This window comes from Arthrobacter sp. 01T428, from assembly GCF_056398685.1.
On record NZ_JBFTPW010000010.1, the window covers coordinates 1 to 24331 of the forward strand.

The 24331-nt window shown below is 62.5% G+C and carries 20 protein-coding genes and 1 pseudogene; 8 read left to right on the forward strand and 13 right to left on the reverse strand.

Going from position 1 to position 24331, the window contains the following annotated elements; all coding sequences use genetic code 11:
* The first annotated feature begins 43 nt into the window (after positions 1-43).
* Complete coding sequence (locus AC1DJB_RS12745) at positions 44-856, forward strand: HNH endonuclease family protein (RefSeq protein WP_476910394.1); 813 nt, start codon at positions 44-46, stop codon at positions 854-856.
* 35 nt (positions 857-891) lie between these two features.
* On the opposite strand, the gene AC1DJB_RS12750 is transcribed toward AC1DJB_RS12745, so the two are convergent.
* The 3 genes from AC1DJB_RS12750 to AC1DJB_RS12760 all read right to left on the reverse strand — a co-directional run bounded on the left by AC1DJB_RS12750 (position 892) and on the right by AC1DJB_RS12760 (position 4698).
* Positions 892-1479 (reverse strand): DUF6262 family protein, encoded by a 588-nt coding sequence (locus AC1DJB_RS12750; RefSeq protein ID WP_476910395.1) that lies wholly within the window; start codon positions 1477-1479, stop codon positions 892-894.
* Complete coding sequence (locus AC1DJB_RS12755; RefSeq protein WP_476910396.1) at positions 1463-3193, reverse strand: tyrosine-type recombinase/integrase; 1731 nt, start codon at positions 3191-3193, stop codon at positions 1463-1465. Before AC1DJB_RS12755 ends, AC1DJB_RS12750 begins: the two co-directional genes overlap by 17 nt.
* A gap of 410 nt (positions 3194-3603) precedes the next feature.
* Complete coding sequence (locus AC1DJB_RS12760; protein ID WP_476910397.1) at positions 3604-4698, reverse strand: tyrosine-type recombinase/integrase; 1095 nt, start codon at positions 4696-4698, stop codon at positions 3604-3606.
* Positions 4699-4852: 154 nt separating this feature from the next.
* Between AC1DJB_RS12760 and AC1DJB_RS12765 the strand changes: the two genes are divergently transcribed.
* Positions 4853-5095, forward strand: a complete 243-nt coding sequence (locus tag AC1DJB_RS12765; RefSeq protein ID WP_476910398.1) for a hypothetical protein — start codon at positions 4853-4855, stop codon at positions 5093-5095.
* 386 nt (positions 5096-5481) lie between these two features.
* On the opposite strand, the gene AC1DJB_RS12770 is transcribed toward AC1DJB_RS12765, so the two are convergent.
* The 10 genes and pseudogenes from AC1DJB_RS12770 to AC1DJB_RS12815 form a co-directional block, all read right to left on the reverse strand.
* Positions 5482-6429, reverse strand: coding sequence for an NADP-dependent oxidoreductase (locus AC1DJB_RS12770; RefSeq protein ID WP_476910399.1), 948 nt, complete (start codon positions 6427-6429; stop codon positions 5482-5484).
* 409 nt (positions 6430-6838) lie between these two features.
* Positions 6839-7804 (reverse strand): carbohydrate kinase family protein, encoded by a 966-nt coding sequence (locus AC1DJB_RS12775; RefSeq protein WP_476910400.1) that lies wholly within the window; start codon positions 7802-7804, stop codon positions 6839-6841.
* 246 nt (positions 7805-8050) lie between these two features.
* Positions 8051-9556 (reverse strand): glycoside hydrolase family 32 protein, encoded by a 1506-nt coding sequence (locus AC1DJB_RS12780; protein ID WP_476910401.1) that lies wholly within the window; start codon positions 9554-9556, stop codon positions 8051-8053.
* A 201-nt stretch (positions 9557-9757) separates the two neighbouring features.
* Entirely contained in the window at positions 9758-10837 is a 1080-nt protein-coding gene (locus AC1DJB_RS12785; protein ID WP_476910530.1) for a LacI family DNA-binding transcriptional regulator, read from the reverse strand.
* A gap of 38 nt (positions 10838-10875) precedes the next feature.
* A complete protein-coding gene (locus AC1DJB_RS12790; protein WP_476910402.1) occupies positions 10876-11781 on the reverse strand; it encodes a carbohydrate ABC transporter permease in 906 nt (301 codons plus the stop codon).
* Entirely contained in the window at positions 11778-12659 is an 882-nt protein-coding gene (locus tag AC1DJB_RS12795; RefSeq protein WP_476910403.1) for a carbohydrate ABC transporter permease, read from the reverse strand. Before AC1DJB_RS12795 ends, AC1DJB_RS12790 begins: the two co-directional genes overlap by 4 nt.
* A gap of 46 nt (positions 12660-12705) precedes the next feature.
* A complete protein-coding gene (locus AC1DJB_RS12800) occupies positions 12706-14043 on the reverse strand; it encodes an ABC transporter substrate-binding protein (RefSeq protein WP_476910404.1) in 1338 nt (445 codons plus the stop codon).
* 45 nt (positions 14044-14088) lie between these two features.
* Positions 14089-15525 carry a glycoside hydrolase gene (locus tag AC1DJB_RS12805; protein WP_476910405.1) on the reverse strand — a complete coding sequence of 479 codons (1437 nt, stop codon included), beginning with the start codon at positions 15523-15525 and terminating at the stop codon, positions 14089-14091.
* A 206-nt stretch (positions 15526-15731) separates the two neighbouring features.
* A pseudogene (locus AC1DJB_RS12810) lies at positions 15732-15959 on the reverse strand (recombinase family protein); the annotation flags it as partial.
* 90 nt (positions 15960-16049) lie between these two features.
* Positions 16050-16622: a recombinase family protein gene (locus AC1DJB_RS12815; protein ID WP_476910406.1), complete on the reverse strand. Its 573-nt coding sequence runs from the start codon at positions 16620-16622 to the stop codon at positions 16050-16052.
* 437 nt (positions 16623-17059) lie between these two features.
* Here AC1DJB_RS12815 and AC1DJB_RS12820 point away from each other — a divergent pair, with 437 nt between their 5' ends.
* The 6 genes from AC1DJB_RS12820 to AC1DJB_RS12845 all read left to right on the forward strand — a co-directional run bounded on the left by AC1DJB_RS12820 (position 17060) and on the right by AC1DJB_RS12845 (position 24316).
* Entirely contained in the window at positions 17060-18697 is a 1638-nt protein-coding gene (locus AC1DJB_RS12820) for an FAD-dependent oxidoreductase (protein ID WP_476910407.1), read from the forward strand.
* A gap of 33 nt (positions 18698-18730) precedes the next feature.
* Positions 18731-20062 (forward strand): MFS transporter, encoded by a 1332-nt coding sequence (locus AC1DJB_RS12825; protein ID WP_476910408.1) that lies wholly within the window; start codon positions 18731-18733, stop codon positions 20060-20062.
* Positions 20063-20142: 80 nt separating this feature from the next.
* On the forward strand, positions 20143-20925 hold the full coding sequence (locus AC1DJB_RS12830; protein WP_476910409.1) for an SDR family NAD(P)-dependent oxidoreductase: 783 nt from the start codon (positions 20143-20145) through the stop codon (positions 20923-20925).
* Positions 20918-21859 (forward strand): MBL fold metallo-hydrolase, encoded by a 942-nt coding sequence (locus tag AC1DJB_RS12835; RefSeq protein ID WP_476910410.1) that lies wholly within the window; start codon positions 20918-20920, stop codon positions 21857-21859. The genes AC1DJB_RS12830 and AC1DJB_RS12835 overlap by 8 nt, the downstream gene beginning before the upstream one ends.
* A gap of 4 nt (positions 21860-21863) precedes the next feature.
* Entirely contained in the window at positions 21864-23468 is a 1605-nt protein-coding gene (locus AC1DJB_RS12840) for a thiamine pyrophosphate-dependent enzyme (protein WP_476910411.1), read from the forward strand.
* A gap of 5 nt (positions 23469-23473) precedes the next feature.
* Positions 23474-24316, forward strand: a complete 843-nt coding sequence (locus AC1DJB_RS12845; protein ID WP_476910412.1) for a hypothetical protein — start codon at positions 23474-23476, stop codon at positions 24314-24316.
* Positions 24317-24331 lie beyond the last annotated feature (15 nt).

Below are 24331 nucleotides of genomic sequence, written 5' to 3' on the forward strand. Positions count from 1 at the left end.
TTATCTACACTCGGAATAGTTGCGCCGTCGCTGGAGTCCTGTGATGACGGGCTTTCAGCCGACCCGAGGACAGCTCCAGAATCTGAGGGACCTGTGTGACGAGCGTCGTTCCTCCGCCCCATCATCTAAGCTTTCATACCTGCTGGTTGGGGCTCTTGTGGTTTCGGCGCTGGCCGGTTGCGGAGCCGCGCCAACTGTCGCGCCGGTGCAGGTGCCAGCTGGTAAGCCGAGCGCCGCGATGGCGGGGCTCGATACCCTTCAGATCAAGGGACGCGCTCCGATGACTGGTTACGCGCGAGCTGAGTTCGGCGACGCGTGGACCGATAGCAGCACTGCGCCATGGTCCGGAAACGGACTTTCAACGAGAGACGATGTTCTCTCCCGCGACCTCACCTCAATTGTGTGCAAGACGCCTGCTCCGAAGAAGGCCGCTCCTCATTGCGTTGTGAACTCCGGGATCTTGGCCGACCCATACACGGGGCGGACGATCCAATTTAAGCGTGGTGAGACGTCGTCGATGGCAGTTCAAATTGACCACGTTTCGGCAGAGGCGGATGCATGGCAAAAGGGGGCGCAGCAGCTCACACGCGAGGAGCGAACCGCGTTCGCTAATGATCCTCTGAATCTCATTGCCGTCGACGGTCCGACAAATCAGCAAAAGGGCGCATCAGATGCGGCATCCTGGTTACCTCCGAACAAGAAGTTCCGGTGTTCGTATGTCGCGCGCCAGGTCGCGGTGAAGGTGAAGTACCACCTGTGGGTCACAGCCGCTGAGAAGAACGCAATGACAAACGTTCTTACTTCGTGCCCTGGTCAACCGCTGCCGACTGCCGCTGACGCGACCCGCCAGCCCTAGCGCCCTGGGCTTCAAGAGGAGAGTCGTGCGAGGATCTAAGTCAGAGCCGATGACTGCTGGCGCACCATTTGGCGGAGCGCGAGCCGTGTCCCTTCGAGTTCGGTTTGGGAATTGTCGAGTTCACGCCGAATGGCCGCGTGGTCCTCGGTGGTCGCCCGAAGGGACGTCTGCAACTGGTTGTTCTCGTCTTCGAGCACGCGGAGGCGTTCTAGTAGCTCACGTTTTTCCATGGTGCTGATTTGGTCGCCCAGGTTGCGCTGGAGCCTTCGGCGGAGGCGTTCACGTTCCTCCCGGAGGTCGCGGATTTCGGCCCTGGCGTCGGCTAACTCGGCGCGAAGCCCACGGATGGTGCGATCGTCGGCTGGCTTAACAGCATCGATCGAGCGAGCGGTGCGCTGCTCGCGCATCGCGTCTTCGATTGCTGCACGGACCACCGGGTTGTTGTAAACAAACCAGGTCGACACACCTGCGCCGCGTTGCACGTCCACGAACGTCACACGCCCTTGGGAGGCAAGTAGACGCTCGATGAACGCGAGGGTGTGAGCCTGTTTCTCCGCCGCGGCGAGCTTGCGTTTCGCGACTAGCCGCTCGGTGCGAGCGGTGACGCTAGATGATGCTGTCATCGGGTCTCCGTTTGAGGGATTCAGCCGGGATCAGGAGAGTCTGCCGGGCTTTCCTGAGGTCGGAACATGCGGACTTTACCGTCTGTTGTTCTGGTTCATCGAGGGCGGCCAGTTGCTCCCGCATGGTGGAGGCGATCCGGTCATAGGACTTGATCTGCTCGTCGAGGTTGTCCAGTACCCAGGTCGCGACGTCGACGGCGAGGGCGATGGCGCGGTCTGCACGAAGTTGGGCAAGTTGCTGCTCGATCGCGGCCAGATACGACGGGTCAGGCCGATAAAAGCCGCATCCGCTGCACTGGAAGCGAATGGGACAGCTCTTTCCTCCGGCCTTGACGTTGCTCGGTTCCGTGCAGTTGCCATATGCCGTGGCAACGCTTGCGCGTTCATAGGCGATTTCGCTAGGGAACGGCGCCGGTGAGCCATGCCTATCGAGTGCCAGTTTGGCGACCAACTCGACGGCTCTCTGCTTCCGGGCCAACGTCACCCGGTAATAGCCCATTGTCGTTTCGATTTCTTTGTGGTCCATCAGGTCGCGAAGTACATCGATCGGTGTTCCGTTGTCCGCATGCCGCTGGGCGTAAGCGTGCCGGAATCCGTACGGATCGATGTTGTCCACGGGGAAGTCTGAAGCCTCCTCCGAGAACCCTGCAGCTGTGGGGAGACCCTCGATCCAGGCTACGAACGCTCTTCGGAACTGATTGGCATTCAGATGAACGCGCCGTGCACGATTCTGGGCGCCCGGCGCCGGAAACAAGTGACCCTCGGAAGCGCTTGGGATGAGCATGGTGGTCAGCCGCGCTGCCCACTTTTCGATGATTTCCGCCGTTGACGAGTCGATGGGCAGCCGTCGGCCGAGACGCCCGGCCTTGCGGTTGTCATAGATCAGTGACGGTTGGCCTTTGGAGTACTCGATGGGCCGATCCGACAACCGTGCGATCTCGCTCGGCCTGCGCCCGGTGTCTCGGAGCAATTGGTAGAAGACGCGATACATTTCGCGAAGATCTTCAGCGGTCCAACCGCTGGGTTGGTATTCCGACGAAGTCCCGAGCAGCTGAATGTGCGCATCAAGATGCGCGATCCACTCCTCTGGGATGGCGCGTCCCGGGCCTTCGTTTGTTTCTGTCCCGCCAATCATGTGGTCCGGGCCGACCGTGAATGTCCCCGGGATGGCGTCCATCAACCCAGCAGAGCGGGCGAAGTCGGTCAGTCGACGCCACCAGCCCAGAATTTTCCGGCGATGGCTGTCGGAATACGGCGTTCCCTTCGGCGACATAGCCGACTTGAATGCCTGACAGATTGCGGTCATGTCGCCAGCGGTCAATTCCGTTGGTTTGTTCCCGTTCGGGCGCCCGGACAGGACGGAACTGGCGATGGCGGCAGACTGAATGTAGCGGTGGCAATCTGTAACGGTGGGCCGTCTTGCACGGAGCACAGCAAGCGCAATGTCGCGGAGCCACCTTTGGCGGATCACGGTGAAATCGAGTTGTCCACTGACCGCAGGGTACGGGTCGTTTGGTCGAGATAGCAGCCCGACGAGCGCGCAGTCCCATATATCTCCAGCGGTGCCGTCGTCACCTTCGAACACGGTGCGCAGACGACGAACACGCTGCTGGATCGCCCGAAGCAGCGCGCGTTGCAGACCCGGAAGACCGGAGTCGGGCGCGTCCAATATCGACTCGATCCCTGCCGGGAGTTTCGTAAGCAGAAGAGCCACTTGTGCTGGTCGGATTGCCTTCCTATGCCGGTCGCCCTCCTGTAATCCGAACAGGACCTCGCTCCTGATGGAAGGTCGCAATCCCCCGAGGATAAACCGCTTGGCTCTGCCAGGTTGCCTTCGGGACCACTCGCCTGCGACGTAGGGTGGAAGGTCCTTGGAGCCGGCTAGTTGCCGCTCCTTGCGGCATCCATCACATATCCTGTTGGTGCCATCGACTACGACTTCGCACCCAGCTCGCATGCAGATTGAGATGTCTGTCCACGGATTGCCGAGCACACCCACGAACGTCCATGTTTCGGGGTTCCACTCGTCCTCCCGCCACACCGGGTCCAAGGACTCTTTCAGGAATTCCTGCCATGACAGGCGAGTAGAGGGGGGCGCGACCGGTAGTTCGAGGGCAACCGCGGTCACTGCAGGCCCCGAGCTGCGTGAACGACGGCAACAGCCTCCCGCATGCGCTCATCCGAAGCGTGCATGTAAATCGCTGTCGAGGAAGGTGAGGCATGGCCGAGGAGCTGCTGGACAACATCGACATCGGTTCCGGCCTCTACCCAGGCAGTGGCCGCGGAATGGCGGAACATGTGGGGAGTCGCACGGAAGCCGCACGCTCGACCGAGGCGAGTGATGACTTTGTAGGCGTTCGAGTAGGTCATCGGCTGGCCACGCTCAGGGCCGCCATAGTTGACGAATAAGTAGGCACTCTGTTCTTCGCCAAAACGCATGTACCTTTCATGTTGATACTCCCGGTAGTCTTCGATGAAGGTGTTCGCTACAGGCAGGTGACGCGGGCGCCGGGACTTCGCAAGTGCATCGTTCTGGTTATCGGTCCGACGTTGGACGTGGAAGTGAGCCCCGGCCACCGCGCATCCGAGTGATCGGGAATTCGGCAGCAGATGCACATCCTCGGTGCGCAACCCCAATGCTTCTCCAATGCGCGGCCCGCCGTCATGTAGCACTTTCAACAGGAAGCGGTCCCGGGCAGTAGCGGTCTTTGCCCGCAACGCTGAAACCTGCTCGTCGCTAAGAACCTCCGGGGGCCGCTCGGTGAGGCTGACCCGCAGTGCGTTGATCCTCGTCCGGCGAAACTGGCCGTTCTCTCCAGCGCCGCGGCGCGGTTGCACCCAGCGGTTCTCGACTAGACGATTCGCCACAGAAGGGTCGATGTGGCCGTCGGCGGAGCAGTAGCGCAGGAACTCCGCCACAGCCGTAAGAGACAGACTCACAGTCGCTGGCGACCGGGGCTTCCCGCCTCTGCCGGGCGCTTCTTGCAGGTGGCGCTTGTATCGCGCCAATTCGAGGATATTTACCTTTCGCCAGTCGACACCATGCTCATCGGTCCAAGTGAGGAAGACCGCCACCGCGCTCAGGTAGGCCTTGATGGTATTCGGGGAGCGCTCTCCTGCGTTGAGGGCTACTACAAAGCCCATCGCTTCCGGGTGGGGGTCGTAGCTTTCACTGTCCACGATGAGACGGGTCTTCCAGCCATCCTGAAGCAACGCCACCTCTACAATCCATGCCATGAAAGGGATCGTTGCTTACCGTCCCTTAGGAGTGTGGGATAACGAAGAGCTACGGCGTGTCGTCCTTTCGTCCCAACAGTGCCTCCTCACCTTCCAGGAGTGTAGATAACCCACGGAGGATTCCTCCCCTGCCGCGGTGGCCGCACCCAAGGAGGAGCGCGAGCCATTTACACCCGCGCAGCTGGCAGATTTGAGAAAGGCCTGGGCCGAGCTCAACCAGGCGGCCGAAGATGCCGGCGTGAACACGTTCCGCGCCTGCACGCGTGACGGGAGCTCTTGGGAGGACGAACCCGAGGCGGTGCGCCGCATGGCGGCCCTGATCAGGGGGCTCCCCGGCGCAGACAAAGCTGCATCCACGGACGGCGACCCGGCCCCGTAGGGATGGGGCTGTTAGGTCAGTGGCCGGTGCACCAGGAAGTCAGCCTGGCGACAGGTTCCTAAGAAACAGGCCGCTCGAGACAAACCCCTCCCTACGGATACAGTGCGGGCACGGGCAGAATCGTGTCGCGGAAATCTCAGAAAGTTTTGGGTGAACCGGCATCTTGAGCACTGTTCCAGTTCCTAGGTTCTCTCGGGGTCCGACGGGACTCCGGCAAGGAACCGACCTCGTTTGTGCAGGTCAGGCGTCGTCGGGCGCCACTCTAGCGTGGGGCCACAGGTGTGGGCCTAGTGATTACACCCGTCGGGGGGTGGCCGGTTAAGCCAAGCCCAGGCCGGAGCCCCCCGCCTGCACCAAAGCCCGACGGCGGCGGAGCGGGCCGCTGGCTACGGCACCAGGATGACTTTGCCCGCCCCGTGGCCGTCCATCAGCAGCCGGTGCGCCGCCGCGGCCTCCGCGAGAGGGAAGGTCTGCTGCACGTGGACGGTGAGCGCTCCGGCCTCCGTCAGCCGGACCAGCTCCAGCCGGGCGGCGTCGCGGATGGCGGCGCCGTTGTCCGCGCCGGGCGCACCGCCAAGCACCTTGATGCCGGCCCCAAATCCGCCGCTGAACCCGGCAATGGTGGCAATCCTGTCCCGGTCCGCCACCAGTTCCAGTGACACGTCCAGGGCCTCGTCCGTGCCCACCAGGTCCAGGGCGGCGTCGACGCCGCCGGGCGCCGCCGCCCGCACGCGGTCCGCCAGCCCGGGCCCGTAGGCCACCGGAATGGCCCCCAGCTCCGCTAGCAATGCGTGGTTCGCCGGACTTGCCGTAGCAACCACTGTGGCACCCCGGCTGGCCGCCAGTTGGATGGCCATGATGCCCACCCCGCCGGCGCCGCCGTGGATGAGCACGGTGTCTCCGGCGCCTACCGCCGTGGCCGCAAGTGCGTGGGTGGCAGTGACGCCGGTGAGCATCAGGCCCGCGGCCTGGTTCCAGTCCAAGGTGGCGGGTTTGGGCAGCACGGCCCCGGCGGGAACCAGAAGTTCCTCGGCGTAGGCCCCCGGCGCGCGGAACACGATGACCTCGTCACCCACGGAGATGCGCCCGGCCGGTCCGACCGCCTCCGGTCCGACGGCGGTGACGGTGCCCGCGGCCTCGGAGCCGATCCGCAGCGGCAGCCGTGCGTCATCGCGCCCGTAGGCGCCGCTGTAGACCTTGAAGTCCACGGGGTTGGTCCCGACGGCGTGGACCCGGAGGCGGACCTCTCCGGGGCCCGGCTCGCCCAGGGTCTCGTTCAAAACGGACAATGCCTCAGTGCCACCGAAGGCGGTGGCTGCCACGTAGCTGGTCATAGCCGCAACAACCCCGTGCAAGGCACCGCTATTCCGTTCCCGGCCCTCTATCGGGGCGGCGGCCGGGTGTACCTGGTCGCCGCGGTGAAATGCACTGTGAGGGGGCGCCAACAGCAACCTAGATTCGGACGGAGCCCGACCTCCTGGCTGCCTCAATAAACAACAGCTTTACGAGACAGCGCGCGCCCGGCCGGCCCAAATGATCAACGCCCCGGAATCACGCGGATGCCGCCAGACGCCGGACGTCTCGCAAAGTCGTCTCACTGCTCATCGCGTCTCGCGGCGTGTTTTGGGTATTTCCGAGACAGGATGATGGGGTGAGACAGCTCGGTTAGATGTCAGTTTCCGAAGTCGTGTGCACGTCAGAAGTCGGCTGCACTGCAGAGCAGGGAACAAACAACTCTGGCGCCTAAGCCCTAGTTGGGCTCATTTGGGGCGCGGGTTCATCTTCCGGAAGTTCCGCTTGCAGCTCCTCCGACGTCGGGGGGTTGGCGCCGGGACGGCGCACTGTGATGGCTGCTGCTTTTGAAGCCATGCGGCCAAGCGATTCCAGCACCGCCGGCGCGAGTCCATCTGTTCCGCGCATCAGGAGTCCGTATATCAAGGCAGCCATGTACGAGTCGCCAGCGCCGATGGTGTCGGCCACTACAGACTTGACCGAGGGAATGATCACCTGCGTGTCTGCCGTTGAAAGGAGGGATCCCTCGGACCCTTTGGTAACCGCCACAAGCCCGGCGCCCAGGCCGAGGATGTGCTTGGCCGTGTCTTCAAGCGACAGTCCTGGATAGAGCCACAATGCGTCCTCGTCGCTGAGTTTGACGACGTCTGTGAGGGGAACGAGATCCTCGAAGATGCCTCTCGCCTCTGACTGACTGCCGAGCAGTGCAGGGCGGATGTTCGGATCATAGGTGACGACACAGTGTTCGTGTGATTGCTCAAGGAGATCCTTTACTGCTGCCGCTCCCGGTGCCAGGAAAGTAGCTATGGATCCGGTGTGAAGGACTTTGGGAAGGATCGCGGGAGCGGTCTGCGGAAGATCCCATGCAATGTCGAAGTCATAGCTGGCTGATCCGTCCGCAGCAAGGACGGCGGTTGCCGTTGCTGTCCCGCCGCGGCCCTTGGATCCGGGCAAGAGATTGACGCTGGCGCTGCGAAGGTGCTTCTCGATAGCGTCGGCCAGATAGTCGTCACCGATTGAGGTCAACAAGGCAGTGCTCACTCCGAGCCGTCCGAGTCCGTATGCGACGTTCGCTGGTGATCCGCCGGGATGCTCGACGGTGCCCGTGGCGGAAATGACGATGTCCACAAGGGCTTCACCGACGACAATGACATCAATGGGTTGAGTGCGGTCATCGGCTTGCTGGGTCATTTGCATAAGTTAACCTTTCGGGAAGTTATCTGGGTCGTGGACAGCATTGAACTCGGACATGCCCGGGCTGTCATTTTCCGAAGTCCTGTGTACGCAATTTTCCGAAGTCGTGCACACTTTTCTGCTGCGGAACAATGGCGGGCGGGGTCGGAGTTCGCGATCGCCGTCGGCGATGGTGAACTGGAACCCGGCGCATCAAGATCAACGAAGCAGGATCTCCTGCCGCGGATATTCCACCGACGCAGAAGGGGCTCATGATCGTCCTGTGATCGACAAGTGCTCAACAACTGCATTTCCTCCAGTTGCATACAAGGACAGGGACGTCAGCGATCCTGTGGAGAAGACGGCGTCCGAGATGACGGTGTTTCCTTCGTCGACAAAGACTTCAATGGAGTTTGAGTCCAGATAGATGCTGGCGTGGAATGATCCCGTGGACAGGTCGATGGGGGCTGTCTCGACAGAAGCGAACCCATCATTGAAGGAGACTTCACCCGCACGTGTGCGGTCCAGACGTAGCATCCCCTCCATCGGGTTCAGCGCAAGACGTATCTCACCGTTCCGACCCCGGATCAGCAATCCCATTTCCTTTGCGTCCTGGGTCCGGAATTCAACATTTATGCAATTTGTCCGCTGGAAGACGCCTTCAAACCGCCGTGTGCTGTCCGACAGCCTTATTGGACCATCGTGGATGAACGGGTCGGGTCCCCTGAGGAGTTCATCGACCGCCGCACGTTGGACCAGCCGAGGGCGTCCGTTTCGGGTTGCCAAGGTGATTTCGCGTGGGAGGGACATCTGGCCCCGCCAAGGCGCCGTAGGGGTATTGGCGGCGTAGTCCCAGTTGCTCATCCAGCCGATCATGATGCGCCGGCCGCCGGGTGCATCGTTGAAGGAGACCGCCGCGTAGTAGTCCCGGCCCCAGTCCAGCCAGTCGTACGTTTTCAGGTCTTCCGGGCCCGCCGGGACAGTCGTATCGGACGCGAACGACACTCCGTTGAAGTGCCCGATAAAGTATTGTCCTGCGGAACCGCCGTTGGGACCACCGGGGTTCAGATTGACCGTCAGGACCCATTTGGTGGCGCCGGGGTCCCCGTCCAACGGGAGGGGAAACAGGTCCGGACACTCCCATACTCCGCCGGTGGCGTTGGCCGGGCCGAAGCTGCTGAGGTACTCCCACTGCATCAGGTCGTATGAACGGTAGAAGACAACTTCGCGCTGTTCAGCTTCCACTGCGGCCATGACCCAGTAGGTTCCAATCGTGCCTTCGTACTTGAACACTTTTGGGTCGCGGAAATGCGCGGAGCCCCGTGAGAGTACGGGGTTCCTTCTATATTTGGTCCACGTGTAGCCGCCATCGATGCTGTACGCCAATGATTGTGCCTGCGTTCCGCGGTGTGGCGAGGCCGCCGTGTAGGCGCTCGTGTAGATGGCTACCAAGGGTGGGTGCTCTGCGGTTCCCAGCCGACTGCTGTTCTTCGCATCGAACACAACGCTGCCGGAGAACACTTCCTCATCTTCGTCGCAGAGCAGGGACACCGGGTGCTCGGTCCAGTTCAACAGGTCCGGGGAGGTGGCGTGGCCCCAGGACATGTTTCCCCAATCCGTTCCGTAAGGATTGGCTTGGAAGTACAGGTGGTACAGGCCATTGTGGTGGATCAGGCCGTTCGGATCGTTGATCCACATGCGTTCCGCAGTGAAGTGGTTCAGCGGGCGATCGATAGTCGGTCCCGCCGGGGCTGTGACGGTGGAATTGGATGTCATCGTTTGTTCCCTCTTCCGGCGGCCCGCCGGACGTGGTGGCTCAGAACCGCTGCGCTTCGCGGACAGCGGATGTGATCGTAAGTATGGTCTCGGCCTTTGGCCGCGGCATTCTGGCGTGACGAGGCGCAGCCTGGCGGGGGCGCCGGGGATCGCAGCGCAGTTCGACACTGCGGCCTGGGAGTCTAGCCGGGTGCTCGAAACCTATGCGGGCGAGTGCACAGCCACGGATGCGCGTTCAATGGTGGGGCACGCGATCTTCACTGCGGAGTCGATGGGTGCTTCGTCCAAGCCCAGCAGCATGCGTACTCCTGCCGCTCCGAGTTCGTAGTGGGGCAGTGACACCGTGGACAGCGGAGGCCGAAGGTGGGCTGCGATCACTTCCTGGTTGTCGAATCCGACCACGGCGATGTCGTCAGGGATGGAGAGCCCGTGTTCCCGCAGTCCGTCGTAGAGCCCCATGGCCATGCGGTCGTTGTAGCAGTACACGGCGGTGACGTTGCGTTTGAGCAGCTCTTCGGTGGCGCCGTATCCGCCTTCCTGGTCCGGATAGGCTTCCATGACCAGGTGGGGGTCGAACCGAATTCCGGCAGCCTCCAGTGCTTCTTTGTACCCTTGGAGCCGTCCGTCCTTGGCGGGGGCGGGGATCGTGGCGTTGATGAAGGCGATGCGCCGGTGGCCGCCCCGGAGCAGGATTTCCGTCGCGGACCGCCCACCCTGGGCTTCGTCGGGTACGACAGCGCGGGCCGCCCCGGGCTCGGGAGAAAAGCAGTTGACGAGGACGAAGTCCGCCTCGCGCAGTGTTTCCGGGATGTCGGTGGGCCGGTGGAACCACGTCGAGTACAGGATGCCGCGTACCTTGTATTCCAGCATCATGGCGATCGCGTCCTCTTCCAGGTCGCTGTTGCCTTCGGTGTTGGCGATCAGCAGCGCGTACCCGTGTTTCCAGGCTTCGTCCTGCGCTCCGTGGATGATCTGGCCGGCAAAGGGGGTGGTGGCGACGCCGTCTGCGACCAGCCCGATGAACCGTGAGGTGCCGCTGACCAAGGTCTTGGCCATCGCGTTGGGGCGGTAGCCGAGCTGCCGGATCGCGTCCTTGACGCGTTGACGTGTCCCATCTGCGATGCGGGCGTTTTTCTTCTTGTTGATCACGAGCGAGACCGTGGCAGTGGAGACGCCAGCTGCTTCAGCAACTTCGCGGAGGGTAACCGGTTGGGCGCGGCCTATTCTGACAGGAACGCCGGGGGTGGCCGCGGTGCCTGCATTTTTCTCCTGCGAAATCATCTGTCCTCCATCGGGAGTATATCCGTCTGCCATGGCCGTCATCCCTTCGTCGCCCCGCTTTCCAATCCTTGGATCATGGCCTTGTTCAGGACAAGGAAGACCAGAAGCAAGGGCGTGATGGTGATGCAGACAGCGGCGAACGTTGCGGTCCAGTCGACCTTGCCCATTGCTCCGATGTAGTTCTGCAGCCCCAGTGGGATGGTCTTGAGCCCTTCGGAAAGCACGAAGGTGTTCGCGAAGATGAAGTCGTTCCAGATGAAGATGCTGTTCACCATGACCACCGTCACCACCGTGTTGGTCGAGAGCGGAAGGGTGATCAGCCCGAAGATGCGGTATGGGCCGGCGCCGTCGAGGGAGGCTGCCTCGTAGGTCTCGCGGGGAATGTACTCAAAGAACGACGAGAAGAGGTAGATCGACATGGGAAGGGCGAACCCCGCCAGGGGGATGATCATCGATTGGTAGGTGTCCAGCAGGTTCACGGACGAGTAGTCGATGAACAGCGGCACGAGCGCGATCTGCACCGGCACGATGATGCCGATCAGGAAGAGGCCCCGGACGAATTTGCTGAACCGGAATCCGAGGACCTGCAGGGCATAGGCTGCCATCATCCCGAGCAGGACGATCAGGAGGTTGGCGCCCATCGTGACGATGAAGCTGTTCAGGATGTTCTGGCCGAGGTTGCCGGTCTGGAACGCCCGGGCGTAATTCTCGAACGTCAACGATGTCGGCAGCGCGAACGGATTGCCCGTCGCGAAGTCGTGCTCGTTGCGCAGGCTCGTGAGGAACAGCCAGGCGAGGGGGTAGACCTGGACGATGACGATGAGGACGATCAGGACCTTCGACAGCGTGCGGAAGGCGTTTGGTTTGCGCCGCCGGAGCCGTGGCGGCCGGCTGCTTGGCGGGCCGGTGATCGGCCTGGTAACAGGGGCTGTTGGCGCGGTCATGCGTCGGCCTTTCGTTTGAGCATGAGCAAGATGAATCCGACCGCGACGAGGCACTCGACGACGATGAACACGGAGATGGTGCTGGCGTAGCCGAAGTCGGTGCTCGTGAAGGCGGTTTTGTACATGTAGGTGGTCAGGAGTTCCGAGGACTGTCCCGGGCCGCCGTTGGTCATGAGGTAGGGGATGTCGAATCCGCGCAGGCCGTAGGTTGTGGCCATGATCGTGGTGGTGATCCAGACGGGCCGGATGTAGGGAAAGCGGATTTTGGTGAACATTTGCCATTGGTTGGCGCCGTCCAGGCGCGCTGCTTCTTCAAGTTCCTGCGGGACGGCCAGCAGGGCGGCGTAGATGATGAGCATGTACAGGCCGGTGAACCGCCAGCCTTCGGGCGCCGAAACAGCCGCGAGGACAGTATTGACGTCGGAAAGCCAAGAACGTTCCAGGCCGCCGAGACCGATCCAGCCGAGGACCTGGTTGAGAAGCCCCACCGGGTCGATGGAATAGATGCGCACGAAGAGAAACGCGATGGCCACCGTCGAGATCACGGCCGGCAGGAGGTAGAGGGTCTTGATGATTCCGGCACCGCGGCGCAGCGAGGTCAGGAGACTGGCCACAAACAACGCGCCGCCCAATTGGAGGACGAGGCAGATGGCGAGGTAGCCGAGGGCGTTGAAGAAGGAGTGCCAAAAGACGCTGTCGCCGGTGAGCATGCGCACGTAATTCGCGAAACCCACGAACTCCATGTCGCTGATGCCGTTCCAGGAGAAGAAACTAAGGAACAGCGATTGCAGTATCGGGAACAGCACCGCGACGCCGTAGAGCAGCAGCGGCGGGAGCAGGAAGACCAGGACGGATAGTCGTGATCGGTTGGGAAGCATGGGAGTGCCTTTCGGGTGGGGGGCCCGGGCCCCCCACCGCTTGGGGTTACTTGAAGAACTTCGGAGCGTTTTGCGCGATGGTGTCATCCATCGTTTTTGTGAATTCGGCAGGCTTGATGTTGCCCTGTGCCAAGAGCACGAGCTCTTGTTGCAGCCTGCTGTTCGTGGTCGGGTCAAGCTGCGTGTCCCAAGGCATCGCCAGCTTCGTCCCGAGATCCTGCGCCTGGTCGACCGCCTTCTTGTAGAGCGGTGTCGCGTTGGCGGGAATCGTCGTCTGGACGTTCGTCGTGGGCGAGAGGGCGCCGGTGGCTGCGTACTCGGAGGGGTACTTGGCGAGGGCGAACTTCAGGAAATCCTTCACGAGCGGGTCAAAGGTCTTTGAGTTGACCGCCATGCCGATCCCGGAGGTCGCTACATACTCGTTGGCGGCCGTGGCGGAACCTGGCGCGGCCGGAAGCGTGAAGTAGTCGACGTCGTTACGCACCGCCGGATTCAGCTTGTCGGTCGCGAGGCTGGGCAGCTCCCAGGTGCCGATGTTGTACATGGCAGCCTTGCCGGAGGTGAACAGGTTCTGGGCGTCGGAGTACCCCTGGGACGAGAACCCGTCCTGGAAGCACCCGGCCGCTCCGAGCTGGCTTATCCAGTTGACTGCCTTCTGGCCGGTGGCGTCACTGAACTTCGCCTCACCCTTCTTGAGCTTCTGCACGAAGTCGGGTCCGGCGTCGCGGAAGGGCTGATAGGAGACGTAGCGCTCAAGGGGCCACTGGTCCTGGCCGTCAAGGGCGAGAGGGGTGATGCCGGCCTTGCGCAGGGCCGTGCACATCGCGGGAAGGTCGTCGAGTGACTTCGGCACCGATACCCCGGCCTGCTGGAAGAGTGCCTTGTTGTACCAGAAGTACTCGAGTTCGAATTGGAACGGGATCATGTAGAGGGATCCGTCGTCGAAGCGCTGGTAGTTCAGCGCATTGGGCCGGTAGGTGTCATAGACACCGAGGTCTTTGAGCAGCTTTTCGGCATCGACCATCGTGCCTTTCTTGGCGAGTTGCTGGGCGAACGGGGTCGCGTCCGTGTCGAACAGCTCCGGAAGCTTGTTCGCTGCGGCGAGAGTCTCATACTTCTGGATGTACGAGGGCCGGTCTGGGGTCGTGATCAGGTTGAGGGAGAAGCCCGGATGGGTCTGGGCGTACTCATCGGCGATCTTTTTCATGATGTTGATGACTGCACCGTCAGCGGGCCGGGACAGAAGCCACGAGATTTGCCGTGGTTTGATGTCCCCGGTGGGGTTGACGTTGGAGGGGCTGGCGGCTCCACCTCCGCCGCCGCACGCGGCGAGGGCAAGGGTGGCGACCGTTGCCACGGCTGCAGTTCGAAATAAGTTCTTCATTGAGACAATCTCCTTTGATTGGAACGGAGGTTTGGTGGCGGGCATTTAGTTGTCGGTGCGCTTACGTATCTCAAGTTCAGTGAGAGTGACGGATCCTTCGCCGGCGAAAACGCCGACCCGCCCGGACGGCAAGTTGTAGATCCTGGTGCTGAGGGCGACCTGCCGGTCTAGGACGGCGACGCACAGGTCGCCGTCGACGATGACTTCCAGCGTGTGTTCGCCGGGGGCGAGGTTGCAGGGGCGCTCGAGCTCGATGTCAAACGGAATGTCCCCGGAGACATGCCATTGCGCGTCTCCGGTGATGGTCCGCGGCCATCTGTCGAAGACGAGCCTGCCGCGTTTCGGTTCCAGGCGCAGAACGTAGGACTGGTCCCCGTCCTGGCCTGATCGGAGCAACAGCCCGCATTCGGTGGTGTGGGGGTCGATGTCCAGCACCGCCTTGGCGTAAAACTGGCTGGGCAGTTCTTCTTCGGACACGATGGCGGTGTACCCGTCCGGTACGTCCAGTCGTGCGGGCAGCTCGTTTGGCATGGTTACCGGGACGTCGTCCCAGAAGCTGTCTAGGAGTTCGTCGGCGAAGGAGAATCCCAGTGTTCCGTCGGGGTTCTGGCGTGCTTCCAGGACGGACATCGTGCCGGCCCACTGCCAGGGACCGTCGTCGGTGTTGCCTTCCTTGCTGGCGATCCATCCAAAGAAGAAGCGGCGTCCGTCGCGCTCTGCGGATTTGGATGCGTAGAAGGCGCGGCCGTCGATGCTGTCCAGGTTCGGTACGGTCCACGGGCCGTCGGGGCTCTTGGCGATGCGGTAACGGGTGGTGAACGATTCGGAAAACTCGGAGTACACCATGTACCACCAGTCACCCCAGGAGAAGACGTCTGGGCACTCGTGGGTGATGTAGCGGCGTGGGTCCCAGAATGGGTCGGTGTGCTGCCACGTCATGAGATCACTGGACACGCACTGTGCGATGACGCCGCGACGCCGTTCCGGCCCGGCGGAGTGGCGTGCCGCCAGCAGCATCCTCCACTGGCCCTTGCTTTCATCCCGGAACACGAAGGGATCCCGCCAGTCACCGGACTCGTATCCGGCCGGGGCCCCGAACGTGAGTTCCGGATGCTTTACCCAGCTCTGCATGCCATCGGTGCTCGTGGCGTGCATGACCAGCTGCAGGGGCGCACCGTCCGGGCCGAGGTTGCGGGGGTTCTGGCCGGTATAGAACAGGTGGTGGACGCCGGTGTCGTCGAGGACGATGCTGCCTGTGTACGCGTTGAAGTCCAGATCGGCTTCGCTGCCGTGATGCAGGGAAACGCCGTGGTCCTCAAACCGGGTGAGGTCCTTGGTGGTGACCAGATTCCATGAAGTGCCGGGTTTCGGGTCCGAGCGGTCTTCGTGAAGGTAGAAGAGCCAGAACTCCCCGTCCTTCTCGAAGGGGATGAGATCCCCAACCCATCCATCGGTGGGCTGGAAGAAGACTGAGCGTTTCATCTGCGCTGATGTCCATTCTGCTAAAGCGTTTGATCACTAGTAAATTAGCGTTAATTATTATGCCGGTCAAGCGTTTTAGCAAAGTTTTCTTCAGAAGGGGTTAGGCGTGGATCGCTCCTTCGCCGGCTCTCCTTCGGTCCTACGACATCCGACCTATCGAAGGCGATCGGGGCGATGCCGGACCGGTATGACTAACGCTTGACCAGGGCGAGGCGGTCGAATTTGGGCACGACCATGGTGTCCCCGTCCCGGCAGGCGGCCAGGGCTTCCCTGAGTCCGGGCCGGGCCCGGTTGGCACCGGTAAGGCCCTGGTCCGTGAAGGTCTTCTCGGGTGTCACCCCCAGAGCGACGAGGGCGTTTTTCTGGGCGGTGAGGTCTTGGCCGTTGGTGGAAACGCGCGCATCAGCTTTGCGGTTTACGCGTGTCTCGCGCACTCCAATATGGGGTCTTGGACCGGCGTGAATTGAGGTACTCAGGCCGTGCTGAACCGTGGGCACGGTGTGACCGGCGTTATCAGCGGATAGCTACGCCGCGGACCCTGCACGCTGGATCGCACGGTAAACGGTGGAGCGGGCGACGCCGAAGAGTTCGGCGATCTCCGTCGTGGTGTGCTTGCCGCCCCGGTGGAGGCTCACGAGGTGCACCTCCTGCGTTTTGGAGAGCTTGGGCTGCCGACCTCGAAGCTTGCCTTTGGCCTTCGCAACCGCCATGCCTTCACGGGTCCGGGATCGGATGAGGTCGGATTCGAACTCGGCGACCATGCCTAGGACGTTGAACAGCAGTTTGCCCACAGGGTCGTGCGGATCGTAGATGCTTCCGCCGACATTCAGAGTCACTCCCTTGCGGGTGAGCTCGTCGGCGATGTCCCTCGCGTCCGGAAGCGAGCGGGCGAGGCGGTCGAGCTTGGTCACCACCAGCGTGTCGCCGTCGCGGCACGCAGCCAGGGCCTTACCCAGTCCAGGGCGGTCGCGCTTGGTCCCGGTGAACCCGTGGTCGACGTAGATCGCATCGGCGTCCACACCGGCGGCCGAGAGGGCATTGCGCTGGGCGGTGAGGTCCTGAGAGCTGGTCGAACAACGAGCGTAGCCGATGAGCATACTTTGGACTGTAGCGTATAAGGTACCTTCACCGGGCATTAATTCGGGCAGGTTATACGGGAATCTCGCGAGGGCGGAATCCCGCGGATCTGAACGGGCTCAATGCTGCCGGGGAGGCGTCCGGTGGACGACCCGCTTACGGGCATCAGCATTCGGCGGCGTCCGACGAGATTCGCGTCCGGATCTCCGAGGCTGGGCTTGTCGGCGAAACAGGCTCACAACATGAATTCTGACCGAAGCTTCCATTCCTGCAGGATCTCCTATAGGATTTCCAATAGCATGATGTGGATCACATGGCAGCTTGCAACGGGATACCTTACCGAGCCGAAGGAAAGGAGGCAGTCGATGGATGCACACACCAACACCGCTGCGGCCCTCCTGCCGCGGAACAGTTCGGCTCCCTCTGCGGGTAGACCGGAGGATTACTGATGTCGTCGGTGGCCAGTTCAAAATTCGACGTCGCGGTGGTCGGATCCGGCGGTGCAGGACTTCTGGCTGCGTGTGCGGCCGCTGACTCTGGTTTGAGCGTAATTGTGTTTGAAGCGGATGAGTTGCTTGGCGGTACCACCGCCCTCTCCGGCGGCCAGATGTGGGTTCCATGCTCGGCGCCCATGGATCGTGCCGGATTGATTGATTCGACCGGCGCAGCTCGTTCGTATTTGCAGCGGGTCTCGCTCGGAGCGACGCACGACGAGATTTTAGAGTCGTTTCTGTCTAACGGTCCGGGAATGGTGGAGTACCTCGAAAATGATTTGAACGTCCCGTTGCTCAGTGTCGAGCGTGCCGACTATCATCCGGACTGGCCGGGCGCCGGCTTCGGCAGATCGCTTGAACCATTACCGGTTTCCACCGAAGGCCTCGGCGAATGGCGGGAACGGATGAGGTTATCGCCGGTCCGGCGTCCGGCCACGGGACCGGAATCGAGGCGTGGCATCAGTGGGGAAACCCTGAAACAGCGTGAGGCCGCAGGCATCCGTACCCAGGGCTCCGGTCTCATCGCCGGACTCGTTGGAGCAGCACTGCGGCGCAACGTGCAGCTGACGACGGGGTCCAAGGTGACCTCAGCAGTCCGGCAGGACGCTGACTGGTACTCATTAGGGGTCGACGGCCGTAACTCGACCGAGATCCTGGCACACAACCTGGTTCTTGCGGCTGGCGGTTTTGCACGAAACACCGCTCTTCGCCATGATTTCCTCCCGCTCGTCGATATCGTTCCGACCGGAGCGCCGGGATCGGCTGGCAGCGGGATGATGCTGGGAACCTCGCTCGGCGGGCATCTTTCGGGGATGTCCGAAGCCTGGTGGACCGCGGCCATATCCATTCCGGGAGAGTCGATCGAGGGGGCAGACTTCCACCGCAACGTCGTGCGCGAGCTGGCATATCCGGGTTCCATCCTCGTCAACCGCGCCGGGAAGCGCTTCGTGAATGAAGCGAGCTCCTATAACGACCTGGGAAAGGCGTTCTTCGATTTCGATGCCTCCTCCCACCTATTCCCCAACTCACACTCCTGGCTGATCTTCGACGCACAATTCAAGAACAGCAGGAATATTGCCGGCATTACACCATCCCACGACCCCCCGGAATGGATGATGTCGGCTCCGGACATCGAGACCCTAGCCAGCCGCGCAGGTATTACCCACTCCGGTTTGAGCCTCACCGTTTCGGCGTTCAATACCTATGCAAGGGAAGGAACTGATCCGGAGTTCGGCCGGGGCGCGAATGCCCACGACCGATTCAACGGAGATCCGGAGCACCAACCGAACCCCTGCCTCGGCCCTATCATCGAAGCACCTTTCTTCGCTGTTCCCGTTGGCCTTGGTGCCAATGGGACCAAGGGCGGGCTCGCCGTCGACGCGTATTCGAGGGTCCTGGATAACGGCGGCAACCCTATCGCCGGTCTCTTCGCAGTCGGTGAGAGCGCGGCCGCCCTGATGGGTCCCGGCTACGCCGGTGCCGGGGCTTCACTGGGACCAGCCCTGACAGCGGCCTACACACTTTCCCGCAAGCTAAACCCCCATCCCACAAATCGGCGCCACCATGGTTCCGCCCAGGCCACGAACGCCACCCGTTCCTGACCGGTTACGCCGCCACCCGAAAGGAGACCATTCGTGGCCACTTCCACTAATGCAATTCCGCGCCCCAAGCCACGCATCATTGTTGCCGCTTGCTTTGGGCACGCCGTCGAATGGTTCGAGTTCGGTGCCTACGGGTATCTGGCGACCATCCTCGGAACGCTTTTCTTTCCCAACAGTAATCCGGTGACGTCAGTACTCTCTGCGCTGGCCGTTTTCGGTGTCGCGTTTCTAGCGCGGCCCGTTGGCGCCATTATTTTCGGTCATCTCGGTGACCGTTTCGGGCGGCGCGTCACCCTTTCCACGACCATTCTGATGATGGGTGCGGCAACGGCGTGCATCGGCCTTCTTCCCACCTATTCGACTATTGGAGTGGCCGCGCCAACACTTCTGATCATCCTGCGTCTTCTTCAGGGGCTGTCCGCGGGCGGAGAAACCTCCGGCGCGGCGGCCTTCCTGGCCGAGTCCGCACCTGAAGGTAAGCGTGGTTTATGGACATCCAGCATCCAGGCGATCGGGATCGTTGCCTTTGTGGCCGCCTCGACCCTCGTAGCATTGCTGACCGGAGTGCTGGGACAGACGCAGATGCTGGCCTGGGGTTGGCGTATTACTTTCCTGCTGTCCTTCCCGCTTGCGGTAGCAGGGCTTTACCTGCGGTTCAAGGTCGAAGAGACGCCAGCGTTCAAGGCCGTTGTGGCCAAAGAAGAGGCCGTTCGCCAGCGCGTGCCGATCCGGGAGTTGCTGAGTCTACACAAGAAGGCCTTGCTGCTCCTCATCGCCATCGTCTCCGTCGAAGCAGTCGCATCCTACGTTGCGAAGACGTACGCCTCGACCTATCTCATTACGACCATCGGCTTAAACCCGAGCACGGCGCTGCTGTCCACCTCGGTGACACTGCTCTTCGCGGCCGCACTCGTCCCCTTCTTCGCCGTTCTGAGCGACAGGATCGGCCGCAAACCGCTTCTGCTCGGCGGAACCATCGGGCTTATCATCCTCGCCATACCGGCATTCCTGCTCATCGGTTCAGGCAGCCTGGCGGGGGCCGTCGTCGGCCAGGTCATCGCGATCATCCCCGGCACAGCCATTTCCGTAGCTGTCGTAGTGGCCCAGGCAGAACTGTTCCCGGCACGGGTGAGGTACTCCGGTGCTTCGCTGGGCTACAACGTCGCATACGCCATCTTCGGCGGGTCAGCGCCGTATGTTGCCGCAGCCCTGGTCGCGGCCAGCGGTCTTAAACTGATGCCCGCGTTCTACCTGATCGTCATCGGTCTCCTGGGACTGATCGCGATGGTCCGCCTTCCCGAAACCTACCGGAGGAGCATGATCGACGCGCCGGTGCAGACCGCCACATCGAACACTGCCGCCTGAGCTGACCGGCCCCGTCCTGACCGGTGGGGGCGCGACCGCCCGCGGCGCCCTCCCAACCGATGAAAAGAAAGATAGCCAGCATGAACCGCACTGAGCACCGATTTTCTGACCGCGTAGTCCTCATAACCGGAGCCGCCTCCGGACTCGGGTTCGCCACCGCGCGCCGGTTCGCCGCCGAGGGGGCACACCTGGTCCTTGTCGACTGGGCAGCCGATGCGCTGGAGGCGGCGGTGCGGGAAATCGGGAAGGCCGGAACGAAGGTCATCGGAATCACTGGCGACGTGTCCCAAAGAGAGACCGCAAGGCATGCCGTCTCTGCCGCAGTCGACGCCTTCGGTCGGATCGATGTCCTCTTCAACAACGCCGGTATCGACCCGTTGCCCGCCAAATCCCTCGTAGACACGACCGAGGACCAGTGGGACAGCATCTTCGGAGTCAACCTCAAAAGCGTCTACCTGTTCGTCAGGGAGACCATTCCGGTCATGAAAAAGCACGGCGGGGGCGCCATCGTCAACACCGCGTCCTCGGCCGGAATGAAAGCTTCCCCCCAAGAAGCCGCCTACGGTATCTCAAAGGCAGCGGTCATCGCCCTGACCCGTTCGCTTGCCCGCGACTTCTCAGCCGATGGGATCCGCTCCAACGCGATTTGCCCGGGCTTCCTGGAAGCCATGACCCGGGATCGGCGCGCCGGTGTCCCGGACGACCAGATCCGGGCGCGGTCCGCCAAAGCCAGCCAAATCGTTCCCCTCGGACGGGAAGGCACCTACGAGGAGGTATCCCAGGCGGTGCTCTTCCTCGCCAGCGACGAATCGAGCTATACAAGCGGGGCGGCCCTGCTCATGGATGGTGGCTGGATTGCCTGAGAACCCAGCCCCTTCAGGGGTCCCCGCGCTGACCACGGAAGGGGTCGACGCGCGCACGACGGTGCAGTACCCTGCCCTGGATACACCGGAGGTGATCGTTCTCGGCTCCGCCGGCGGGCCCACCCCCAAACACGGCCGGCGCCCGGTAGCCCATGCACTGACCCTTGCCGGCGAGGTGACCCTGGTCGATTGCGGAAACGGTGTCGTTGGTCAATACGTGGCAGCCGGCCTCGACCTGGCCAGGCTGCGCAGAATCCTCATCAGCCACCACCACATCGACCACGTCGCCGACGTCGCAACCCTCCTGCATCTGGCCTGGTCCCAGCTGGAGGGACCGGTCCACGTCATCGGCCCACCACCGCTGCGGAGGCTTTTTGACCTCCACTACGAAGCCTTCGACCTGGACATCCGGTCCAGGATGGCCGACGAGGGCAGGCCCCACCTGCGGGACCTGGTGAAAGTCACGGAAATTGACCAGGACTGCACACTCGAGGACGGGGAAGCAACCATCACCGCCGTGCTCGTTGATCACGGGCCTATCGAGCATGCCTTCGGCTACCGGATCGACCAAAATGGAACCAGCCTATGTTGCTCCGGGGACACCCGCCCCTCGCCCGCACTGAGCCGGCTGGCAGCCGGGGCCGACCTCCTGATCCATGAGACAACCTACCTGACGAACGCCCGCGATCACTTGCCGGCCGCCCGCGCCGGACATCTCCTGGCCCGGATGCGTGCGGTCCATAGTGATCCGGTCGGAGCCGGACGGGTAGCAGCAGCAGCCCAGGTCGGAGGCCTTCTGCTCAGCCCCGTCGGGGCGTTCGGACCCGTCTCCGATGCAGAAATACTGCGCGAGGCTGCCACCGAATACACCGGCCCCATCTGGGTGGGCCACGACCTTTTACGAATCACGCTTCCACGACGAGGAGACAGCTAGTTCCATGACGATCTACAGCACCGGCGGCGAAGCCGTCGTCAGCAGCCTGAAAGCCCACGGGCTGACCACGATTTTTGGGCTTCCGGGAGTACAGAACGACTGGCTCTACAACGCCTTCTACGATGCGCGGGACGACTTCACCGTCATTCACACCCGCCACGAGCAAGGCGCCGGCTATATGGCCCTGGGCCACACCATGGCAACTGGAAAACCCAGCGTCTGCAACGTCGTCCCCGGCCCCGGGGCGCTGAATGCCGGCGCGTCACTGGCCACCGCGTACGGCCTGAACGCCAAGATGCTGTTCCTGACCGGCCAAATTCCCCAAAAGGCCATCGGGCGCGGACTGGGCACACTGCATGAAGTGCCTGACCAGCCGGGCATGTTGCGTTCCCTGAGCAAACACTACGACCGGATCACCCACCCCGCCGAAGCCGGAACGAAGATCGCCGCCGCCGTCCGGGCGATGAACACCGACCGCCCCCGCCCGGCCACCCTGGAAGTACCCATGGACGTCCTCCAGCTCCGGGCACCGGTACCGGAGGCGGGTGTCCCGGCAGAACCGACACCCGACGTCATCGACACTGAGGGCCTGGACAAGGCGTTAGCCGTACTGGCCAGCGCCAAAAGACCAATGATTTTTGTCGCCAACGGTGCCCAGAATGTTTCCGTCGAAGTTACCCGACTTGCCGAAATCCTCCAGGCACCCGTGGTCGGATACCGGACTGGACGAGGCATCGTCGACAGCCGACACCCTTTAAGCTGCTTCCTGCCCGAGGCCAAGCCGCTCTGGGCCGACACCGACGTCATCATCGCTCTGGGCGCCAGCGCTCGATCAGCTCTGCAGGGATGGGGGAAAGGTGGCCGGACCCTGATCCGGATCGACGTGGACCAGACCGTCCACGAACGGTACGGCCAACCCGAAGTGGCCATCACGGGCCGGCTCGAATCCCACCTCCCGCTGCTTATTGAAGCGCTGGAAAAGAAGGGTGTCCGCGGGGATGACCTCACCGAGGTCATGAGGGACATTCATTCGGCCTGGAAAGAACGCAGTGCCGTACTCGACCAGCAAAGAAGCTTTCTCAATGTCATCCGCGAGGGATTGGGGGAGGATGGCATCTTCGTCGACGAACTGACCCAGATCGGATTCGCCAGCCGGATCCTGCTGCCTGTCTACAAACCGCGCACCTTCATCTCCACCGGATATATGGGGACCCTGGGCTACGGGTTCCCCACCGCGCTGGGCGCCAAGGTAGCCAAACCGCAGACCCGCGTCCTCTCCGTCACCGGTGACGGCGGCTTCATGTTCGCGGCAACCGAACTTGCCACCGCAGTCCAGCACAACATAGGCTTGGTCACCGTCCTTTTCAACAACAACCAATATGGCAACGTCCAACAGATGCAACGGGACCTCTATGGCGGGAAAGTCATCGCCACAGACCTGCGCAACCCCAATTTCGAAGCATTCGTCACCTCCTTCGGCGCCGTCTACAGTCGGGCCACCTCGCCGGCCGAACTCGCCCCGGCCCTCGAGTCGGCCTTCCGCTCCGGAAAACCGACCGTGATCGAAGTCCCCGTCGGAGACATGGTCAGCGTGGATCAGTTCCGGTGAAATCCATGCCGAGAACCGCCCCCGTCCCGTACCTCCAGGAACTATGGGACCGGCTGCCCACCCTTCAGTGCGTCGTGGTCGTCGGGCTTCCAGGCACCGGGAAAAGCCTGCTCGTCCGGGAACTTGCCCGGGCCGCGGCCGAAGCCGGACGCCGCAACGCATTGCTGCAATGGGACGTGTGCCGGGAATCCTGGGACACCCACCCGGCAGCTTTGACCAAATACCCGGAAATCGACGGGGTCACCCACAAGGCCATTCGGGTCGCTATGGGGGCCTGGCTCCGGTCCGCCGTCGGAAACTGGTTCGCCACCCACGAACCGGGGACGGACCTCCTTGTCGTCGAAGCACCGCATATCGGCGGACGGTTCTCCGAACTCGCCCACGTCATCCAGGACGACGCCGAGCCACACTTACAGGGAGCGGGGGTCCTGTTCGTGGTAGTCGCCCCCAACAGGGAACTTCAGCTGACGCTGCGAAATCAGCGGGCTACAGACCTGCAGAAGAACGGCGACGGCTATGAGCACAAGAACGCATCCCCTGACCTGCTCGATGAGCTAACCGAGGAACTGCGCGGGCCGGCCCGCGACCTGGGCCTAAGCCAAAGTGACAGGCCCGGCTATGACCCGGAACTCTACGCAACCCTCATGCAGCATGTTCTGCGGCACCGGCGCACTCTCGTCGTCCGGCCCGACCGACTTTTCGACGTCACGGGTTCCGTTTACACCCTGGCCACCAACACGGAACGGCTCTGGCCCGTCGAAGCGCAGGTCAACCGATCCCTGGCCTACGCCGATTCGCTGACCGGGACAGAGCTTGAAAAACACGTTGGCGACTGGTTCAGAACCTGAAATTCCGTCTCCGGC

Coding starts and splice junctions, on each gene's coding strand:
- AC1DJB_RS12745 (WP_476910394.1), top strand. CDS start 44: ATGACGGGCTTTCAGCCGACCCGAGGACAGCTCCAGAATCTGAGGGAC.
- AC1DJB_RS12750 (WP_476910395.1), bottom strand. CDS start 1,479: ATGACAGCATCATCTAGCGTCACCGCTCGCACCGAGCGGCTAGTCGCG.
- AC1DJB_RS12770 (WP_476910399.1), bottom strand. CDS start 6,429: ATGACCAGCTACGTGGCAGCCACCGCCTTCGGTGGCACTGAGGCATTG.
- AC1DJB_RS12775 (WP_476910400.1), bottom strand. CDS start 7,804: ATGCAAATGACCCAGCAAGCCGATGACCGCACTCAACCCATTGATGTC.
- AC1DJB_RS12780 (WP_476910401.1), bottom strand. CDS start 9,556: ATGACATCCAATTCCACCGTCACAGCCCCGGCGGGACCGACTATCGAT.
- AC1DJB_RS12785 (WP_476910530.1), bottom strand. CDS start 10,837: ATGATTTCGCAGGAGAAAAATGCAGGCACCGCGGCCACCCCCGGCGTT.
- AC1DJB_RS12790 (WP_476910402.1), bottom strand. CDS start 11,781: ATGACCGCGCCAACAGCCCCTGTTACCAGGCCGATCACCGGCCCGCCA.
- AC1DJB_RS12795 (WP_476910403.1), bottom strand. CDS start 12,659: ATGCTTCCCAACCGATCACGACTATCCGTCCTGGTCTTCCTGCTCCCG.
- AC1DJB_RS12800 (WP_476910404.1), bottom strand. CDS start 14,043: ATGAAGAACTTATTTCGAACTGCAGCCGTGGCAACGGTCGCCACCCTT.
- AC1DJB_RS12805 (WP_476910405.1), bottom strand. CDS start 15,525: ATGAAACGCTCAGTCTTCTTCCAGCCCACCGATGGATGGGTTGGGGAT.
- AC1DJB_RS12815 (WP_476910406.1), bottom strand. CDS start 16,622: ATGCTCATCGGCTACGCTCGTTGTTCGACCAGCTCTCAGGACCTCACC.
- AC1DJB_RS12830 (WP_476910409.1), top strand. CDS start 20,143: ATGAACCGCACTGAGCACCGATTTTCTGACCGCGTAGTCCTCATAACC.
- AC1DJB_RS12840 (WP_476910411.1), top strand. CDS start 21,864: ATGACGATCTACAGCACCGGCGGCGAAGCCGTCGTCAGCAGCCTGAAA.
- AC1DJB_RS12845 (WP_476910412.1), top strand. CDS start 23,474: ATGCCGAGAACCGCCCCCGTCCCGTACCTCCAGGAACTATGGGACCGG.